This is a genomic window from Jejuibacter sp. L23 (assembly GCF_050815825.1).
GTDB lineage: Bacteria > Pseudomonadota > Gammaproteobacteria > Enterobacterales > Enterobacteriaceae > Jejubacter > Jejubacter calystegiae.
Window position 1 is genome coordinate 5,174,113 of record NZ_CP138199.1, and the last position, 19,073, is coordinate 5,193,185.

Genomic DNA, 19,073 nt, shown 5'->3' on the forward strand with positions numbered 1-19,073 from the left:
CAATGTATTTGGCATTGCCAGGAGAGAGAGATGACGAGCGGCACTAACGCTTCCAATATGTACCAGATGCTGTGCCACAGCGCGCAACGCTATCCCGATTCCCTGGCGCTGGCGTTTGAACAGCAACGCTACAGCTATCGGGAGTTCCACCATCGGGTGCAGAGCGCCATGGCTCAGCTCAGCCACGGCTGGGGACTTAACCAGGGGGATCGTATTGTCCTGGCCTGGGGCAATCACCCGGCGTTCTGCGAGCTGTTTTTCGCCGCGCTGGGGCTCGGCATCGAAGTCGTGCCGTTCAGCACCAAGCTGCCGGAAGCCGAAGGCAAAAGCCTGATTGACCATATCGCGCCTGATGCGGTGCTGTGGCATCACGGCCACCAGGAGTGGCTTTCCCGCACTCCGGGAGCGCGCTGCGTCTCGCTGGCCGAATGGCAGGCGCTGACCCTGCCCGCCCCCCTGAGCGGGCCGCTCCCCGGGGTTGGCCCGGAAGATACGGCGGTCATCATGTTTACCTCCGGCACCACCGGCAGCCCGAAAGGGGCGGTGATCAGCCACGGCAACCTGCTGCATGCGGTTCAGGCTTATGCCAAAGGGCTGAAGCTGAGCCATCGCGACAGCACCGTGCTGGCGGTGCCGATTTATCACATCACCGGTCTTTCCGCCCTGCTGGCGCTGTTTATCTATCTGGGCGGCGCCATCTGGCTGCAGCAGCGTTTTAATGCGCGGGAAGTGGTCAATACCGTACGCGAGCGCAATATCTCGTTTCTGCACGGCTCGCCGACCGTGTTTATTCTGCTGTGCCAGGCCGTGCGGGCCACTGAGCAGCCGGTGCCGGAAAATTTCCCTGCCCTGCGCGCCATTGCCTGCGGCGCCGGGCATCTGAACCAGGGGCTGATTCGCGAGCTTAAAGAGTGCTTTCCCCATACCGCTATCCACCCCATCTACGGGCTGACCGAGACCACCTCGCCCGCCACGCTGCTGTGTGAAGATGCCGCCGATGGCGCCCGGCCCGGCAGCGCCGGTCGGCCGATCCCCGGACTGGAGGTGGCGATTCTCGATGACCACAAACGGCCACTGCCGGACGGAGAAATTGGCCAAATCTGGCTGCGCGGCGAGGTAGTTATTCGCCACTACTGGCAGCCCTCGGCCTGGCGCCCCGCCTGCGATGAAAACGGCTGGTTCGCCACCGGCGATCTGGGCTATCTGGACTCTGATGGCTACCTGTTTGTTAAAGATCGCAGCAAAGACATGATCAATCGCGGCGGCGAGAAGATCTACTCCATCGATCTGGAAAACCTGCTTTCCACCTACCCCGGCGTTGAAGAGGTGGCCATTATCCCGGCCCCCAGCCCGGTCTACGGCGAGGAGCCGGTGGCCTTTATCGTCCCCGACAGCCACCACCGCCTGACCCGCGACGAGATAGTCGCCTGGCTCAAAGGGCAGGTGGCGCGCTTCAAGATACCGGCCCACATCATTTTCACCCACACGCTGCCGCGCACCCACAACGGAAAAATCAGCAAACGCCAGCTCCGTGAACAGCTGGCCGGGCATATTCCATGGATTAACGGGAGAGACGACTGTGACCACTAAATTTATCCGCGCCGACCAGGCGGCGGCCATGATTCAAAACGGCGATACCGTCTGTACGGTCGGTATGACGCTTATCGGCGCCGCCGGGTCGATACTCAGCGCCATCGAAGCGCGCTTTCTGTCCGGCGGCGAACCGCGCGACCTGACCCTGGTGCACGCCGCCGGTCAGAGCGATCGCCAGCGCGGCAATCAGCACTTTGCCCACCCGGGGATGGTCACCCGGCTGATTGGCTCGCACTGGGGGCTGGCGCCGCGCTGGATGGCGATGATCGACCGCGATGAGGTCGAGGCGTGGTGTCTGCCCCAGGGGCAGATGGTGCACCTCTACAGCGATATGGCCGCCGGTCTGGACGGGCGTCTGTCGCGGGTGGGACTGGGCACTTTTGTCGATCCCGACGTCGAGGGCGGGCGGATGAACGCCCGCACCCGGGAGTGCGGTCAGTTAGTGGAAAAAGTGAGCTTTCGCGGCGAGCCCTGGCTGTTTTACCCGGCAATACCGCTCAACGTGGTGATTATTCGCGGCACCCATGCCGATGAAGACGGCAATCTCACCACCGACGAAGAGGCGATGAAGCTGGAACTGCTGCCCGCGGTCCTGGCGGCGAAACGCTATGGCGCCAGGGTGCTGGCCCAGGTGAAATACCGCGTGGCCCGCCACACCCTGCACCCCAGGCAGGTGACGGTGCCGGGAACGCTTATCGACGCCATCGTGGTGTGCGAGCAGCCGGACCGCGATCACCGCCAGACCTCAAGCTGCGCCTTCGATCCGGCGCTGTGCGGCGATACCCGCATCCCGGAAGACGGCACCACCCCCCTGGCGCTCGATTTGCGCAAGCTGATTGGCCGTATCGCCTGTCGTTTCCTGACCCCGGGCTGCGTGATCAACCTGGGCACCGGCATTCCCAACGACGTGATCGGCGCCATCATCCATGAAGAGAAAGTCGCGGACCAGGTGACCATTACCGTGGAGTCCGGTATCTACGGCGGCCTGCAGCAGGGCGGCATCGACTTCGGCATTGGCCGCAACCTGAGCGCCATGATTAATCACCGCGATCAGATGCTCTATTACAACGGCGCCGGGGTGGATATCACCTTTATGGGCGCCGGTGAAATGGATCCCAACGGCCACGTCAACGCCACCCGACTGGGCAGCGTCTGCCCCGGCGCCGGGGGCTTTATCGATATCACCCAGAATGCCCGCCACGTGGTGTTCTGTTCCTCTTTCACCGCCCGGGGACTGGAAATCGCCTGCCAGAACGGTGAGTTGCAGATCCTGCGCGAGGGCGACGTCTGCAAGCTGGTAAGCCTTGTCAATCAGATCTCATACAACGGCGAACAGGCCAGGGCCAACGGCCAGACCATGCACTACGTCACCGAGCGCGCCGTTTTCGAGCTGCGCCCCGAAGGGCCGGTGCTTATCGAGATCGCCCCGGGAGTCGACCTGCAACGCGACATTCTGGACCAGATGGCATTTCGCCCGCAGATAGCAGAAAACCTGGCCGTCATGGATAGCGCGCTGTTCCAGGACGCCCCCTTTAACCTGGCCGGACAGCTGTCGGCCGCCACTCAACAGGGAAATACGCTATGAAACTCGCCAATAAAACCGCCATTGTCACCGGCGCAGGCCGCGGCATTGGCCTGGGCATCGCCCAGGTACTGGCCCGGGAAGGCGCCCGGGTCGTTATCGCCGATATCGGCGACCAGGGAGAACGTGCCGCCGATACCCTGCGCAGCGCCGGTCACGAAGCGCTGTTTATCGCCTGCAATATTGCCGACCCCGCTCAGGTAGAGGCGCTATTCGCCAGGGCGCAGGAATGGGCCGGCGGCATCAATATCCTGGTCAATAACGCCGGCATCAACCGCGACGCCATGCTGCATAAGCTAAGCGAGGCCGACTGGGACATGGTCATCGATATCAACCTGAAAGGCACCTTTCTGTGTATGCAGCAGGCCGCCCGCCTGATGCGCGAGGCCGGGGGCGGCCGCATTATCAACATCGCTTCCGCCAGCTGGCTCGGCAATGTGGGGCAGTCGAACTACGCCGCTTCTAAAGCGGGCGTGGTCGGGCTGACCAAAACCGCCTGCCGTGAACTGGCGAAAAAGGGCGTCACCGTCAACGCCATCTGCCCGGGCTTTATCGATACCGAGATGACCCGCGGGGTGCCGGAAAAGGTCTGGGATCTGATGATTAGCAAAATTCCCGCCGGTTATGCCGGGGATGCGGCCGACGTCGGCGAATGCGTGGCGTTTCTGGCTTCGGACGGCGCCCGCTACATCAACGGCGAAGTGATTAACGTTGGCGGCGGCATGGTGCTGTAAGGAGAACCACATGAAACAACCCAACGATATTGTCATCGTCAGCGGCGTGCGTACCGCCATTGGCACCTTTGGCGGCAGCTTCAGCCATACCCACCAGCACGACCTGGCGGCCGCCGTTATCCGCGAGGCGGTCGCACGGGCGGGTCTTCCCCCGGAAGCGGTCGATGAAGTGGTGGTGGGCAACGTCGGCCAGATAGCCGAAAGCGGCTTTATCGCCCGCGTCTGCCAACTGCGCGCCGGGCTGCCGGAAGAGACCACCGCCTGGTCGGTCAACCGCCAGTGCGCCTCGGGCCTTCAGGCGCTGGCCGACGGCATGATGTCGCTGCAAACCGGCCAGGCCAGCGTCGTGGTGGCCTGCGGCACTGAAAACATGACCCAGCTCCCCTACTACCTGCGCCGGGCCCGCGAAGGCTACCGGATGGGACACGGCGAACTGGAGGATGGCTTAACCACCATTCTGACCTGGCCGGAGGGTCCGTGGCACAACGGCACCACCGCCGAGAATGTCGCCGAACGCTTTGGCATCAGCCGCGAGGCCATGGACGATTTCGCCAGTCACAGCCAGCAGAAGGCGCTGCGCGCCATCGCCGAAGGACGATTCCGGGAACAGATCCTGGCGATGGACGTGCCGGAAGGGAAAAAAGGCACCCGCCGGTTCGATACCGATGAGCACCCACGCGACACCCCGCGCGACAAGCTCGCCACGCTACGCCCGGTGTTTCGCAGCGGCGGCAGCGTCACGGCGGCCAATTCATCCGGTATTAACGACGGCGCCGCCGCGCTGGTGATGATGACCCGCGCCGAAGCTGAACGCCGCGGCCTGCGCCCCAGGATGTCGATTAGCGGCTGGGCGGTGGCGGGCTGCGACGCCGCCATTATGGGCATCGGCCCGGTACCGGCCACCCGCCGCCTGATGGCGCGGCTGGACCGAGACATTCAGTCGGTGGATCTGATTGAACTTAACGAAGCGTTCGCCGCCCAGGCGCTGGCGGTGATTCAGGAGCTGCGGCTCGACCCTGAGCGGGTCAACGTTAACGGCGGCGCGATTGCGCTGGGGCACCCGGTGGGCGCCAGCGGCGCCATTCTGCCCGTCAGGCTGATGTATGAAATGGAGCGCAGCGGCGCCCGCAGCGGGCTGGTCACGCTCTGTGCCGGCGGCGGTCAGGGCATGTCCATGTTATTCGAGCACGAAGGCGAGTAACTCAGAGGCGAAAAGGCCCGATGTGGGGCATCGGGCCTGACGTCGTTCGGTTCAGGTCCTCCGACAACCCGTTACCACCCGGGGATCGACGAAGGCATTTGACCGTGACAACGGGAGAATAGTAACCATGTCACCATCTCATGAAAAGATAAAACCAGAAGCTCAGCGCATCAACAGCAAGATCTATCGCCACCTGATGCCGCTGCTGATTATCGCCTACATCATCAGCTTTATTGACCGGACCAATATCGGTATGGCGAAAGCCTCAATGTCGGTGGATTTGGGGCTGTCCGCCACCGCCTTCGGGCTTGGCGCCGGGCTATTTTTCCTGACCTATGCGGTGCTGGAGGTCCCCAGTAACCTGCTGCTCGCTAAAGTCGGCGCCCGACTCTGGATAGCCCGCATTATGTTGACCTGGGGGGTTATCTCCTGCGCCATGGCCTTTGTCACCGGCCCCTGGTCGTTCTATGCCATGCGCCTGCTGCTGGGCGCCGCCGAAGCAGGGCTTTATCCCGGCATTATCTACTATCTGACGCTGTGGTTTGGCCGGGAAGATCGCGCCAAAGCCACCGGGCTGTTCCTGCTGGGGGTCTGCTTCGCTAATATCATCGGCGCACCTCTGGGTGGAATACTGCTGGAAATGCACGGCCTGGCGGGCTGGTCCGGATGGCAGTGGATGTTCTTTATTGAAGGGCTGCCCGCCGTAGTACTGGCCTTCGTGGTGTGGCGCAAACTGCCGGATACACCCGCCGCTGCCCCCTGGCTGACCCGCCAGGAGAGTGACTTCATCGGGCAGAAGCTGGCCTGCGAAGCCCGTGAAGCACCACAGTCGGATGGTGGATTTTCGCTGAAAAAGGCGTTTACCACCCGTCTGTTTCTGCTGCTGGTGCTTATCTACTTTACTCACCAGTTTTCGGTCTACGGCCTGAGCTACTTTCTGCCGGGCATTATCGGCGCCTGGGGCGAGCTTTCGTCATTGCAGATTGGCCTGCTGACCGCCATTCCGTGGATTGCGGCGGCCATCGGCGGCGTGCTGCTCCCTCGTTTCGCCCGCAGCGAAGCGCGTTCCCGGCGGCTGTTAATGCTGGGTTATCTGGTGATGGCCGCAGGCATGACGCTGGGCGCCACCGCCGGGCACAGCCTGGCGCTGGTGGGTTTCTGTCTGGCGGCCTTTATGTTCTTCACGGTGCAGTCGGTTATCTTCAGCACCCTGCCGAACCTGATGAGCGGAAGTATGCTTGCGGGCAGCTTTGGTCTGCTGAACTGCCTGGGGCTGTGCGGCGGCTTCCTCGGCCCCTTTATTCTGGGGGCATTCGAGGACCGCACCGGCAGCGCCACCTCCGGCCTGTGGTTCGCTGTCGCGCTGCTGATAGTCGGCGCCATCGCCAGCGCGTTTATTCGCCCGTCGCACTCGCGCCCGCTTCCCGAACCTTCTCTTAGCAGTAAATCCTGACTGCGGGAGCGACAGGTATTACCGGCCGGGCGCTGGTCCGGTCGGAATAATGAGGCCACCCTACAGCGAAAAGGAATAATAAGATGAAAATCGTTATCGCACTGGACTCCTTTAAAGGCAGCTGCAGCGCCCGGGCCGCCTGCTCGGCCGTAGCGGAGGGCTTACGCCGGGTCAGTGATTCACTGACCCTTATCGAAATGCCGATTTCCGACGGCGGCGAAGGCATGCTCGCGGCACTACAGGACAGCCCGCTGCTGGCCCGGGCGCAGTGGCATGCACGGCGTATCACCGGGCCCTATGGTCAGCCGACCGAAGCGGGGTTTATGCAGCTCCCGGACGGTAGCGCCCTGATTGAAATGGCGCAGTGCTGCGGGTTGGAATTAACCCCCGCAGCCCGGCGCGACGTGCGCCACGCCACCAGCTACGGACTGGGAGAACTGCTGAGCGCTGCGCTCGACGTCGGCTGTCGCGATATTGTGATTGGGCTGGGCGGAAGTGCGACCAACGACGGCGGCCTGGGGTTCGCCCAGGCGTTGGGCGCCCGCTTCTGGCATGCCGACGGCACGCCGCTGAAATGCCCGGCAACCGCGGTCGATCTGGCCTGCGTCGACAGGATCGATCTTAGCGCGCTCGATCCGCGGCTGGCCCGGATCGGCGTCCAGGCGTCGTGCGATGTCACTAATCCCCTGCTCGGCGAGCAGGGCGCAACCCGGGTCTACGGGGCGCAAAAAGGGGCCGATGCCACCACGCTGAACCGGCTGGAAGCGGGGATGAGCCACTACGCACGGCGGCTCATCCTGGCCACCGGTCGCGACGTCAGCCGCGTTCCCGGCGCCGGGGCCGCTGGAGGGATGGGCGCCGCCCTGCTCTGGTATACCGACGCCCGGCTGCGACCGGGGATTGAGCTGGTGCTGTCGCTGCTGAATGCCGATACCCAGCTGCACGAAGCCGATCTGGTCTTTACCGGCGAAGGACGGCTGGACAGCCAGAGCGTCTGGGGCAAGGCCCCGATCGGGGTCGCCCGCGCCGCTGCCCGCCACGGGGCGCCGGTGATTGCGCTGTGCGGCGGGCGCGACGAGAGCAGCCGCCAGCTCTATCAGCACCACATCGATGCCATGTGGTCCATCTGCCCGCGTCCCCTGAGTCTGGAGCAGGCGATGGCCGATGCCGAACGCCTGCTGGCCGATACGGCGGAAAACGCGCTGCGCACCTTTTTGGCCGGGCGGCGCTCCCCGCCCTCTGCGACCCGGGATCAGGCATGAACAGAGTAATCACAAAATCCCTGGCCAATGAGATAGTCAGCCGGGCGATGGCCATCATTCACCATAACGTGAATGTTATCGATCACCACGGACGCATTATCGCCTCCGGCGATCGCCAGCGCATTGGCGAACAGCATGAAGTGGCCCGCGAGGTGATCCGCACCAGTAAGCGGATCTGCATTCATAATGCCGCCGAGGCCGCACCCTTTAAGAACGTGAATCCGGGAATTAATCATCCGATCCTCGTGGATGAGCAGGTGGTGATGGTGATTGGGGTTAGCGGCGATCCCACGGCCATTTCACGCTATGCCGAGCTGGCTATCCTCACCGCCGAACTGCTGGTGCGCCAGGCGCTGGAGATGCGCGATATGAACTGGCGCCAGCACCTGCGCAATACGCTATTTTGCCAGTATCTGGAGCACGGCGAGGCTCGCGAAGGCCAGGAGGCGCTGCGCCGCCTGGGCGAAATGGGTTTTGCCCTGCGCCTGCCGCTGGTGCCCATCGTGATTGCGCTGGAGGTCGCCCAGCATCGTCTGAGCGATATTTTAGGCACCCTGCTGCGGGAGTTTTCCCGCCTTACCGCCGTCCATGAGGTTATCCTGCTCAGTAGCCACGAAATTCTGATTCTGGCGTCGGTTAAAGCGCCGCAGGAGACGCTACTGGAACGGATTGGCTTTATTCTCAGCAGCCAGATTAGCCACTATCACATCGGCGTCGGGGTCAACGCCGACGACACCCACGCGATTCGCGAAGCCGTGCGCTTCGCCCGTTCGGTTATCGAGGTCGGCAGCCAGGTCGAGCCCCGGCGTCAGGTGTACTACTTCCGGGAAATGGCCATGCTCTGTCTGTTCCAGGTGCTGGAAAACAGCTACATGGTCAACTTTTTCAAAAATAACGTGCACCTGTTGCTGGCCCACGACTCCGGGGAAATGCTGCTCGACACCCTCGACTGCTTTATCACCAACAATGGCGAGGTCGGAAAAAGCTCGCAGCAACTGGGTATCCACCGCAATACCCTGACCTACCGACTCCAGCAGATAAAAAAGCTGACCCAGCTCGACCCCACGGTATTTACCGATCTGGTGCAGCTTTCGGTTTCGGTGCACTGCTATCGCCGGACTCACCCACGTCAGAGCCCCTGGATAGACACCCTGAGCTGAGTGGCCTTGCCTTCAGGGCAGGCCATTGCTATGCCAGGTTCTCTGCGGTTATCAGATTAAAGGCGACTTTCCCGGCCTCGTAAACATCCGGCTGCCAGCCGGTATCAAGGTGACGCAGCAGGATCCCTACCGCCAGCTGGGCATGCTGCGCCGCATTCTGATCGAGGGTAAAGCTCAGGATATCCTGTTGTAACAGGCGGCGGGTAACGGAATAGAGTTCATGCGTGATGTAGGTGCAGCGCCCGCTCAACTGGTGCTGCATCAGGACGTCGCTGATTTCGGTATTGCCAAGGCCGGTATTGTATAAGCCGACGATATGGCCCGCCCGGCCCAGGCTTTGATCCAGCAACTTACGAATGGTCTGGCGCTGATCCTGTCCGGCCAGCACCTCGCGCAACCGCAACTGCGGTGCCCGCTGCTGCAGCGCATCCCGAAAGCCCGCTACCCGCTGGCGGTGAGCGCGATAGTCGAAGCGGCCGCTGACGACAATGGCCTCCCCCGCCTGAGGCGTGGCGCGGCTCATCAGCAGCCCGGCGGTGCGGCCCGCCTGATATTGATCGATACCCACATGGCACAGCCGCCCGGCATCAGGCAGATCGGTGGCGATGGTAACGACCGGTACGCCGCGAGCCTGACACAGCGCCAGCGCGTCGCGTACCGGACCGTAATCATGGGCGAAAACGATAATGCCGTCGCGGGATTCTATGCAGTCGATCAGGTGGCGGGCCAGCCGTTCCGGCTGGGATTCCGGAATCAGCGTCCGGTGCAGGCAAACGCGCTGATAGCCCACGGCATCCGCCACTTCGCTAAAATCCCTGGCCAGCTTCTTGAAGAAGAAGGCGTCATTACCGCTCAGCAGCAGCTCTATCTGCCAGGGACGCTGGTAGGCTTCCGGCAGAACCCGGCGCAGATTGGCTTTGCGCGCCGCCTCAAGCACTTTACGGGCGGTTTCCGGAGAAACGCCGCCGCGCTCATTCAGTACCCGATCGACCGTCGCCACGCCAACGCCCGCCATTTTTGCCAGGATCTCCAGCGTCAATTTTTTCATTGCCATAATGGGAATCCCGTGAAAATAAAACGCTCCATCATGTAATAATCCAAAGGATTTACGCAATCACCTGTTTTTATTTTTCAGCCACTTCTGTTTTTATATCGCACAAAAGGATGATTCCCCTCTGGTGCAATCCTTTTGATTCTTCCTGACTTATTAGTTGCGACAAAACCCATTATTTCCACCCGGCAATTTGTAACCTTTTATGACGCTCCTGTCCTGAGAAATATCGTTCAGTGAAATGTTAAAAACCTTATTATTCATGAGATTGTTTTTCATCCACGCCACCACACCAGCGCCGGATATTCAGGTTATCATAGCGTACCCGGCGCCATAATACGTTCAAATTTTATCCGCCATCACTGACTTGATGGAAAACCATCAAGCCAGATGTACCCAAAAAGTAACAACCTCGTTAACATCCAATACGGATTAAAATGGCTACCGCGTTGTTTAATCAGGGAAGAATTTCATACCGCGAATATCTTATTTAATTAATGTCGTTGGCTCTCTGATTTCCTTATCTGTTATCCGGAAAGTGTACTGATGGATTATTACGCGTATTTCTGATGGACTACCTGATACCCTCCAGAAGCGCCTGTCATTTACGGTGGCAACCGTGGTAAGCCGCACCAGAAATAATGATGAGCACAGGACAAACCAGATGAAACGTAGAGAGTTTTTATCGTCTCTCGCCGTCCTCGGCGTGGCTTCCACGTTGCCTGCAGCCGGTAAAGCGGCGGAGGTAAGCGGCGGCCAGCCCTGGGAACCCGGAAAAATACAGACGCCCCCGGCACCGCCGCGTAAAGGCGGCCTGCAATTTTTTACCCAGCATGAATTCGAAACCGTCGGCGCCATCGCCGAATGCTTTATTCCTGCCGATGAGCTTAGCATTAGCGGTAAAGAGGCTGGTTGCGCCACCTTTATCGACCGCCAGTTGGCCGGTGACTATGGCCGGGCCGCTACGCTGTATCGCCGCGGACGCTTTATTAAAGGCACCCCGGAACAGGGGCCGCAGTCGGCGCTGACCCCCGCCGAACGCTATCGCCAGGGACTGAAAGCACTGGATACCGCCACCCATAAGCGTTTCGGCAAAGATTTTGTCGCGCTGTCGACAGAGCAGCAGGAACAACTGCTGCACGCCATGGAAGCCAATAATCTCGACCTTGGTCCGGAGGTCGACACAAAAGTGCTGTTCGAACTTCTGCTGCAAAACGTGCGCGAAGGTTTCCTTGCCGACCCTATCTACGGCGGTAACAAAGGGATGGCCAGTTGGAACATGATCGGCTTCCCGGGCGCCCGCTATGACTTCCGCGATCTGCTCAGTAAGAAGGGGCAGAAGCTGAACATTATCCCCACCAGCCTGATCGATAACGGCCTGTAAACCACAGTCTACGAAAGCGGTAAAAAAATGAAAAATGTACGCCCAAAAGCGGATGTCGTGGTCGTCGGCCTTGGCTGGTGCGGTTCGCTGATTGCCGAAGAGCTGACCCGTGCTGGTCTGAACGTGGTCGCCATTGAGCGCGGCCCCTGGTTTGAGACCGCCACCGACTTCCCCCCTTCCGTCGATACCGACGAACTACGCTGGGACACGCGCCGCGGCATGCTGCTGCCCCCGGCAGTAGAAACCTCGACCTTCCGTAATAACAGTAGTCAGAAAGCGCTGCCAACCCGCGACTGGAACCTGAACGAGATGGGCTATAACGTGGGCGGTTCCGGCACCCACTGGGCGGGTATGGCCTGGCGCTTTACGCCATTCGACCTTGAGCCCTACACCCAAACCGTGCAGCGCTACGGCGAAAAACAGATTGCCGACGGCCTGATCCTCCAGGACTGGGGCGTCACTTACGACGAACTGGAGCCGTTCTACGATCGCTTCGAGAAAATCTCTGGCGTTTCCGGTAAAGCCGGGCGCCTGAACGGTGAAACAATCCCCGACGGCAACCCGTTTGAAGGTAACCGCAGCAGCGAATATCCGCTGCCGCCGCTGGAAGGGATGCGCCTGACCGATATCTTCCGCGACGCCACTAAAGCCATGGGCTACCACCCGTTTATGGTCCCGGCGGGCCAGGCGTCCCGCGCCTATGTCAATCCGCTGGGCGTGCGTATGGGTCCCTGCACCTATTGCGGCTACTGCCTCTATTACGGCTGCGGTAACTTCTCTAAGTCCAGCCCCAACGCCTGCGTGATCCCGGCGCTGATGCAGCGTGAAAATTTCACCGTACTGACCGAATCCACTGTCGTGCGCGTCAACAAGGCTGACGACGGCAAGACCGTTACCGGCGTGACCTGGATCGACCGCAATAACCAGGAGTGGGAACAGCCCGCGGATATCGTGGTGTTAAGCGCCTTCCAGATGCAGAACGTGCGCCTGCTGCTGCTGTCGAAAATCGGCCAGCCTTACGATCCGGTCACCAAAACTGGCGTGGTAGGCCGCGCCTACAGCTTCCAGACCGTCTCTGGCGCTAACCTGTTCTTCGAAGACGAAAATCTCAATCAGTACATCGGCGCTGGCGCCCTTTCCCAGCAGATCGATGATTTTAACGGTGACAACTTCGACCATAGCAATCTTGGCTTTATCGGCGGCGCCGGTATCCTGGTGGTGGCGCGCGGTGCCCGCCCCATCGGCAATGCCGATCTGCTGCCGCCCGGTACGCCACGCTGGGGTAAAGACTGGAAGAAGGCCTATACCCACGCCTTCCAGAACGCCACCTTTATCTTCGGCCAGGGAACCAGCTACTCCCACGAGGATTACTATCTCGACCTCGATCCGGAATACACCGACGATTACGGTTTGCCGCTGCTGCGCGTGACCTTCGACTACAACGAAAACGATCGCCGCTCCGCAAAGTTTATTGAAGAGAAGAGCGTCGCCATCGGTAAGGCCATGGGCGCGAAAACGGTGGTGGGCACCAACTCCGCCTCCGGCCACTATTCGCCCTACAACCTGGCAAGCGATCACACCATCGGCGGCGCGGTGATGGGAACCGACCCTAAAACCAGCGTGCTTAACCGCTATCAGCAGAGCTGGGATATGCACAACCTGTTTGTACTGGGTGCTTCCTCGTTCCCCAATAACGCAGGCTATAACCCCACTGGCACCATCGGCGCCCTGAGTCTGTGGACGGCAAAGGCCATTATCGAACAGTACCTGAAAAACCCCGGACCGCTGGTAAAGGTGTGATATGAAAAAGAGAAAAATCGTTGGCGGTCTTGCCGTTATCGCCGCTGTGGTCGCGGCGGCTCTGCTGTGGCGCAACGGCGACGCATCGGCGGATGACGTGGCCGATAATCAGATTCCAATGAAGCAGCCGCCTGCCCCGCAGGACGCCGCCGCGGTGGCTCGCGGCAAGTATGTCGCCATTGCCGGCGACTGCGTGGCCTGCCATACGGCGCCGGGCAGTAAGCAGCCCTTCTCCGGCGGTTACGCCATCAGCACCCCGTTTGGCGATATCTTCGCCAGCAACATCACGCCGGATGTCGAAACCGGCATTGGTAACTGGACCGAGCGCGACTTTTACCGGGCTGTACGCCACGGCAAAGGGAAAGAGGGGGAAAACCTCTACCCGGCGATGCCTTATAACGCCTATGTGAAGGTCAGCGACAAGGACATGCACGACCTCTGGATGTATATGCGGTCGGTAAAGCCAGTGCACAGCAAGGTTCCTGAAACCCAACTGCCGTTCCCCTATAACATCCGGCTGGCGATGATGGGTTGGAACCTGCTGTTTTTCGATAATTCCGGCTTTACGCCGGACCCCAGTCAGTCCGATGCCTGGAACCGTGGGGCTTATCTGGTTCAGGGGCTGGAGCACTGCGCCGCCTGCCATACCGCCAAGAACCTGCTGGGCGGTGATACCCGCGCTTACCTGCAGGGCAGTAATCTGGGCGACTGGCACGCGCCGGACATCACCAGCAATCCCCATACCGGTATCGGCCAGTGGAGCGAAGCGCAGATCGTGCAGTATCTGAAGCTCGGCAGTAACCACGTCGCCGTGGCTTCCGGGCCGATGGCGGAAGCGGTGACCAATTCGACTCAGCACCTGAGCGATGAGGATTTGCAGGCCATCGCCCGTTATCTGAAGTCGCTGCCGGGTGATGACACCCAGCCGCCGCAGCCGCTGGCCGCCAGTCATCCGCAGATGAAGAGCGGGGAAAATATCTATTCGGTGAACTGTACCGCCTGCCATAACAGCGACGGTAAGGGCATTGCCAACCTGGCGGCGGGTCTGGCCAATAATCCGGGACTACGGGCGGATGATGCCTCTTCCATCATCACCACCATTTTGCAGGGTGGACGCGGCGCCGTAACTCAGGGCAACCCCACCAGTGGCGCCATGCCCAGCTTCGCCTGGAAGCTTTCCGACCAGCAGGTGGCCGCCGTTGCTACTTACATCCGCAACGCCTGGGGCAATGCGGCAACGCCGGTCAGCGCGGAAGAGGTCGCGAAACAGCGGGCTAAACTCAAGCTGCCGGAGCAGATGCCGGAACGCTAATCATCCTTCGGCCCGGCACCCGCCGGGCTGAGGGTTTTCCATCATCAGGCCCGTCCCCAAAAGCGTGAACGCTTATCTATAGTCAGCTCTCGGAACCCACAACAGAATAATCAGGAGCAGCTATGTTTCCCTCCTCTTTACCCACACCGCGGCACCCGGCTCCACAGACCATTCCCGAACTGCGCTGGGGCATTATCGGCCCGGGCTGGATTGCCGAACGCTTTGTTCAGTCGCTGCGCGAGAACAGCCGCCAGCAATTAACCGCCGTGACGGCCCGCAGTCAGGAGAAAGCCGGGGCCTTTGCGCAGCAGTGGCAGATTCCGCACGCGTTTGACGATACGGACGCGATGCTGGCTCATAACGGACTCGATGCCATTTACATCGCCACGCCCCACAACCGCCACTTTCCGGACGCCATGCGCTGCCTGCAGGCCGGGAAACACGTGCTGATCGAAAAGCCGCTGGCGTTAAACGCCCGGGAAGGGGCGACGTTACAGGCGGAAGCCCGCGCCCGGGGCCTGCTGTGTATGGAAGCCATGTGGTGCGACTTCCTGCCGAAATATGACGTGCTGCGCCAGTTGCTGGAAGATGGCGTACTGGGCGATGTTCACACCCTGATTGCCGATCACGGCGAATTTTTTACCGCCGATCACCGAATTTTCAACGCCAGCCTGGCCGGAGGGCCTATGCTGGATCTCGGTAGCTATCTGGTGGCTTTTAGCCTGATGGTGGGCGGCGAGCCGCAGGAGATTATCGCTCGCGGCCAGCAGGTGCCGGGCGGAGTAAACGGACAGGCGTCGATATTGATGGTGCATAACAGCGGGATGCAGTCGGTGTTAAACACCACGCTGTTTAGCAACACGCCAGGCGGCGCGGTTATTGCCGGACGCGACGCCACCCTGACGCTGGACGGACAGTTTTATGCACCTGGCAACTTTACGCTGCGCGCCAGCCAGGGAGACCGGACGCTGACGTGGCAGGAACCCACCAACCGCTACCAGCAACTGTTTCACGAAGCGGAACACTTCGCATGGTGTCTGGAACAGGGGCTGACAGACTCCCCCATTCGCCCGCTTTCCGCCTCTTTGTCTACCCTTAGCGCGATGGATGAGGTCCGCCGCCAGTTGGGTATCGTCTTTAACGAAGAGCGTTAATTCGCGATATTCCGGCCGCCAGCGGTGGCCGGTTACAGGAAGCGATTGCCAAAAGCCCCCTGCCAGTCCTGTTCGAAGCGTTCAACGGCGGCTTCAACCGCTGGCGCCTGAATAAACTGCTGTGCGATCTCTACCGGCAGCGTAATCGCCTCACAGCCTGCCAGCAGGCACGACAGCGCCTGGCGGGCAGTTTTAAAGCTGGCGGCCAGCACGCGGGCATGGGGAGCATGTTGGGTCAGCAACTGCTGGAGATCGCGCGTTGTCTGTACGCCGTCTCCGCCCTGTGCATCCATACGATTAACGTAAGGAGAGATATACTCCGCCCCCGCCAGTGCGGCAAACAGCCCCTGCCCCGCACCATAGACCGCCGTTCCCAGAGTCGGGATTTTTTCCTGTTTCAGCAGGCGGATCGCCGCCAGTCCTTCCGGTATTGCGGGAATCTTCACCACCAGATCGGGGACCAGCGTTCGTAACTGTCTGGCCTGAGAGACCATGCCTTCCGCATCCGGGGCCAGCACCTGGGCAAACAGCCGCCCTTCGCAACCCAGGGCTTCGCGCAGCGCTATGAGCGTCTCGGCCAGTGGCCGACCCGCAGCGGCCGCAATAGAAGGATTGGTGGTCACCCCCGCAACGGGAAAGCAGCGCGCCAGGCGCGCTACGGCTGCGGCATCGGCGGTATCGAGATAAAGCTCCATTGTCCACTCCAGGTTAAAAATGTGATAACGGTCAACCGTTGCTCAGTATAGAGAACCCGGGGGAATCGTGCCGTTTTTACAAAATGGGAACTGAAACCACGTGGAACCTGCCATGCCAGGTCATAATCAGAACAGCGGCATCAGAGAAACATGAGGAATTCCATGAGAATAGTGCATAGCGGCATTCGCGACGTCAGCGCTGGTAATAATGTTACGGTGGTGGCGCCGGTAAATCTCTATGAGTGTGAGCTTCAGGATGATGTCTTTATCGGTCCTTTTGTGGAGATCCAGCGTCACTGCCGCATCGGTAAAGGAAGTCGGGTGCAATCCCACTCTTTTCTCTGCGAAGGCGTCACTCTGGGCGAAAACTGCTTTATTGGTCATGGGGTAACCTTTGCCAACGATCTGTTTAAGGACGGTGCCCCGGAGCCAGACCCTGCACGCTGGATAACCATTATCCTGGGCGATCATGTCACCGTAGGCAGCGGAGCGACTATTCTGACCGATACCATTTGCCCTGGAGCAGTCATCGGGGCCGGTAGTGTGGTGGTGAAACCCATTACCCGTAAAGGGATCTATGCGGGGAACCCAGCCCGGCTGATTCGGGTGCTTTAATATCCACCAGCATGGACTAATCCTGGACACCGGGGAGTGGCTGTCGGGAAGGGGAAAAACGTATAATAGCCGGAAACAGATCAACCGATGAAAATATGAAGAATACACTGGCCGAATGTGGCGATTGCGATAGCTGCTGTTTTGGAAAAATATGCAAAGACTATCTGTTCGACAACCCTGTACCCCAACTGGTGCAAAGCCTGGAACGCAAAAGATGTTACAAGAAAGGAGAAAGCCTGTTTTCTTGCGGCGATGAGGTCACTCATTTGCTGGCACTGCGACGCGGCGCAATAAAGTTGTATGATGCCGCGGGTAATATTCAGAATCTGTTTATTTCCGGCCAGTTGATTAACGGTGATGCACTGCACAATGGCCGCTACCATTACGATGCCATTGCGGCTACCGATACCGAAATCTGTATGCTGGAAACCCGTCGGCTTTATGATTTGAGCCTGATAACCACCGACTTTCTTAACTATACCCTGGCGTTACTCTCCCGTGCAGTATATGAAAATCAGCGCCTGATTTCTGTATTAACTCGTGGCGAAGCCGCCGGTCGCATTTGCGCCTTTATTTCCTTGCTGTCTCAAAAACTTGAGGAAAACACCTTTCCGCATCAGCACTTTAGCCTGCCGGTCACCTTAAAGGAGATGGCTACCCTGCTGGCTATTTCCCCCTCAACCCAGAACCGAATAATAAATGAACTCTGCCTTCAGGGAATTATCGCCACCGAGAAGAAAGAGATTATTATTATAAATAAAGAGCTGCTATGGCAGCGCTGCAATTTCAATCACTTCCCGCTATGACAATATTACGCAGGTCATCACCGGTGATACCATATTCCCTAAAAGAATATAGCCATCACGATGACGTTCCATATAAACATAAACACCGCCGACAAGGCCAATAACCCGGTAGATTTTTTGTGCTACCTCGTCCGGCGCCGAATCATGGCCAATCTTATTTACTTTGTTAATCGCCATACGGTAGCGATTATTGTTTTCATTCAGATAGCTAAAGTTAACGTAGCGGGAAAAAATATAATCCTGGTCAGCACTTCGCGCGCTGCCTGAAAGATAGAGCTGTCCGGTACGGTTAGTTTCAAAATCAAACACCAGATTACCATAAAAATGGTACTGGTCGCCTTCCGTACTGTCGCTGTAGTTAAGGTTGACCTCACAACTACTTTGATAATAACCCCGACCATGATTCAGGCTTAGCCAGGCGAAGCTCGCCGCCAGAGCCATAAGAATAAGCAGTAATGCGATCGTTCTTTTCATTTATAGCGCCCAGTTATAATAGTACGAGCTTTCACACCATGAAACATTGCCATTACTGAGTGGACAGAATGACAAAAACAGCCGCCCCCCTCCTCCGTACAGGACATTACGCTGCGCCTGCACAATCACCAGCGCGGGGTGATGAGTACAACGTTCTTTAAGATAAGGCGATATTCTATTAATTGCCTCAGTCATCTTATTCATTGCGCGAGCAGGAATCCCAATATAGGATTTAATCTGGCATTTCTCTATTTGATAGAGCTTTACTGTTTTAGTATAAGGCTGCCAGAGGTTATTTTTAAATAATGCATCAATATTTAAGAAAAGCACCATGACGATCAGAGCACAGAGTAATGCATCCAAAAACCATAACGGCACACGGCGTTTTTTTGATACCTCAACGGTTTCCTTCCAGGGCAGGACATCAATATCAGGCGAAAACAGAAACCCCACCTTTGGCACCGCAATAATGATATCATCAAGGTCGGTTAATGAGGCCAGAGATTTTCGTAATATACTAATGTACTGATTTAAAGAGCCGTTAGATCCCACATGACCATACGACTCCCAGACATTCTCCAGTAAATATTGACGTTCAATGACTTCACCGCGGGACTCAATCAGCAACGCCAGGATACGATTCGCCGTATTAGTCAATTTTTTTGACTCATGATATTGCACATCATTACAGATCAGCAATGCTGCATCGGAATCATAAACAACCCTGTTGGCGATAATATACTTCATAAAATCCCTGTATTGCTCATTATCTCTCTGATCGAACAATCAAAGAGAAA

Annotated in this window: 17 protein-coding genes; 13 read left to right on the forward strand and 4 right to left on the reverse strand. The window is 58.9% G+C overall.

The genetic code is table 11. From position 1 onward, the window contains the following. Nucleotides 1-30 precede the first annotated feature (30 nt). From SCU88_RS24670 to SCU88_RS24700, 7 genes are all read left to right on the forward strand, one after another. The gene (locus tag SCU88_RS24670) at nt 31-1,590 is read left to right on the forward strand and encodes an AMP-binding protein (protein WP_175340179.1); all 1,560 of its coding nucleotides are present in this window, start codon (nt 31-33) and stop codon (nt 1,588-1,590) included. Beyond that, the gene (locus SCU88_RS24675) at nt 1,580-3,178 is read left to right on the forward strand and encodes a CoA-transferase (RefSeq protein ID WP_175340180.1); all 1,599 of its coding nucleotides are present in this window, start codon (nt 1,580-1,582) and stop codon (nt 3,176-3,178) included. The genes SCU88_RS24670 and SCU88_RS24675 overlap by 11 nt, the downstream gene beginning before the upstream one ends. Continuing rightward, nucleotides 3,175-3,909: a 3-oxoacyl-ACP reductase FabG gene (gene fabG / locus SCU88_RS24680; RefSeq protein WP_138094980.1), complete on the forward strand. Its 735-nt coding sequence runs from the start codon at nt 3,175-3,177 to the stop codon at nt 3,907-3,909. The genes SCU88_RS24675 and fabG overlap by 4 nt, the downstream gene beginning before the upstream one ends. Before the next feature lie 10 nt (nt 3,910-3,919). After that, nucleotides 3,920-5,110 (forward strand): acetyl-CoA C-acyltransferase, encoded by a 1,191-nt coding sequence (locus tag SCU88_RS24685; protein ID WP_175340181.1) that lies wholly within the window; start codon nt 3,920-3,922, stop codon nt 5,108-5,110. Between the two features lie 127 nt (nt 5,111-5,237). Further along, nucleotides 5,238-6,563 (forward strand): MFS transporter, encoded by a 1,326-nt coding sequence (locus SCU88_RS24690; RefSeq protein WP_196240478.1) that lies wholly within the window; start codon nt 5,238-5,240, stop codon nt 6,561-6,563. Between the two features lie 83 nt (nt 6,564-6,646). Further along, a complete protein-coding gene (locus SCU88_RS24695; RefSeq protein WP_175340182.1) occupies nt 6,647-7,825 on the forward strand; it encodes a glycerate kinase in 1,179 nt (392 codons plus the stop codon). Next, nucleotides 7,822-8,985: a sugar diacid recognition domain-containing protein gene (locus SCU88_RS24700; protein ID WP_175340183.1), complete on the forward strand. Its 1,164-nt coding sequence runs from the start codon at nt 7,822-7,824 to the stop codon at nt 8,983-8,985. The genes SCU88_RS24695 and SCU88_RS24700 overlap by 4 nt, the downstream gene beginning before the upstream one ends. 28 nt (nt 8,986-9,013) lie before the next feature. Here the strand turns inward: SCU88_RS24700 and SCU88_RS24705 are convergent, their stop codons facing one another. Continuing rightward, a complete protein-coding gene (locus SCU88_RS24705; protein ID WP_175340229.1) occupies nt 9,014-10,033 on the reverse strand; it encodes a substrate-binding domain-containing protein in 1,020 nt (339 codons plus the stop codon). A 667-nt stretch (nt 10,034-10,700) separates the two neighbouring features. On the opposite strand from SCU88_RS24705, the gene SCU88_RS24710 reads away from it, so the two are divergent. The 4 genes from SCU88_RS24710 to SCU88_RS24725 all read left to right on the forward strand — a co-directional run bounded on the left by SCU88_RS24710 (nt 10,701) and on the right by SCU88_RS24725 (nt 15,686). Further along, nucleotides 10,701-11,420, forward strand: a complete 720-nt coding sequence (locus tag SCU88_RS24710) for a gluconate 2-dehydrogenase subunit 3 family protein (protein ID WP_138094984.1) — start codon at nt 10,701-10,703, stop codon at nt 11,418-11,420. Between the two features lie 27 nt (nt 11,421-11,447). Beyond that, a complete protein-coding gene (locus tag SCU88_RS24715; protein WP_175340184.1) occupies nt 11,448-13,220 on the forward strand; it encodes a GMC oxidoreductase in 1,773 nt (590 codons plus the stop codon). A 1-nt stretch (nt 13,221) separates the two neighbouring features. Then, nucleotides 13,222-14,532, forward strand: coding sequence for a c-type cytochrome (locus SCU88_RS24720; RefSeq protein WP_138094986.1), 1,311 nt, complete (start codon nt 13,222-13,224; stop codon nt 14,530-14,532). Nucleotides 14,533-14,654: 122 nt separating this feature from the next. After that, a complete protein-coding gene (locus SCU88_RS24725) occupies nt 14,655-15,686 on the forward strand; it encodes a Gfo/Idh/MocA family oxidoreductase (RefSeq protein ID WP_175340185.1) in 1,032 nt (343 codons plus the stop codon). Nucleotides 15,687-15,718: 32 nt separating this feature from the next. Here SCU88_RS24725 and fsa read toward each other — a convergent pair whose 3' ends face one another. Next, entirely contained in the window at nt 15,719-16,381 is a 663-nt protein-coding gene (gene fsa / locus SCU88_RS24730; protein WP_175340186.1) for a fructose-6-phosphate aldolase, read from the reverse strand. A gap of 162 nt (nt 16,382-16,543) precedes the next feature. Here fsa and SCU88_RS24735 point away from each other — a divergent pair, with 162 nt between their 5' ends. Further along, nucleotides 16,544-16,996, forward strand: coding sequence for an acyltransferase (locus SCU88_RS24735; RefSeq protein WP_138094989.1), 453 nt, complete (start codon nt 16,544-16,546; stop codon nt 16,994-16,996). 95 nt (nt 16,997-17,091) lie between these two features. Continuing rightward, the gene (locus SCU88_RS24740; protein WP_138094990.1) at nt 17,092-17,802 is read left to right on the forward strand and encodes a Crp/Fnr family transcriptional regulator; all 711 of its coding nucleotides are present in this window, start codon (nt 17,092-17,094) and stop codon (nt 17,800-17,802) included. Here the strand turns inward: SCU88_RS24740 and SCU88_RS24745 are convergent. Next, nucleotides 17,797-18,276: a FidL-like protein gene (locus SCU88_RS24745; protein ID WP_175340187.1), complete on the reverse strand. Its 480-nt coding sequence runs from the start codon at nt 18,274-18,276 to the stop codon at nt 17,797-17,799. The genes SCU88_RS24740 and SCU88_RS24745 overlap by 6 nt on opposite strands. Next, a complete protein-coding gene (locus SCU88_RS24750) occupies nt 18,277-19,023 on the reverse strand; it encodes a winged helix-turn-helix domain-containing protein (RefSeq protein ID WP_175340188.1) in 747 nt (248 codons plus the stop codon). Nucleotides 19,024-19,073 lie beyond the last annotated feature (50 nt).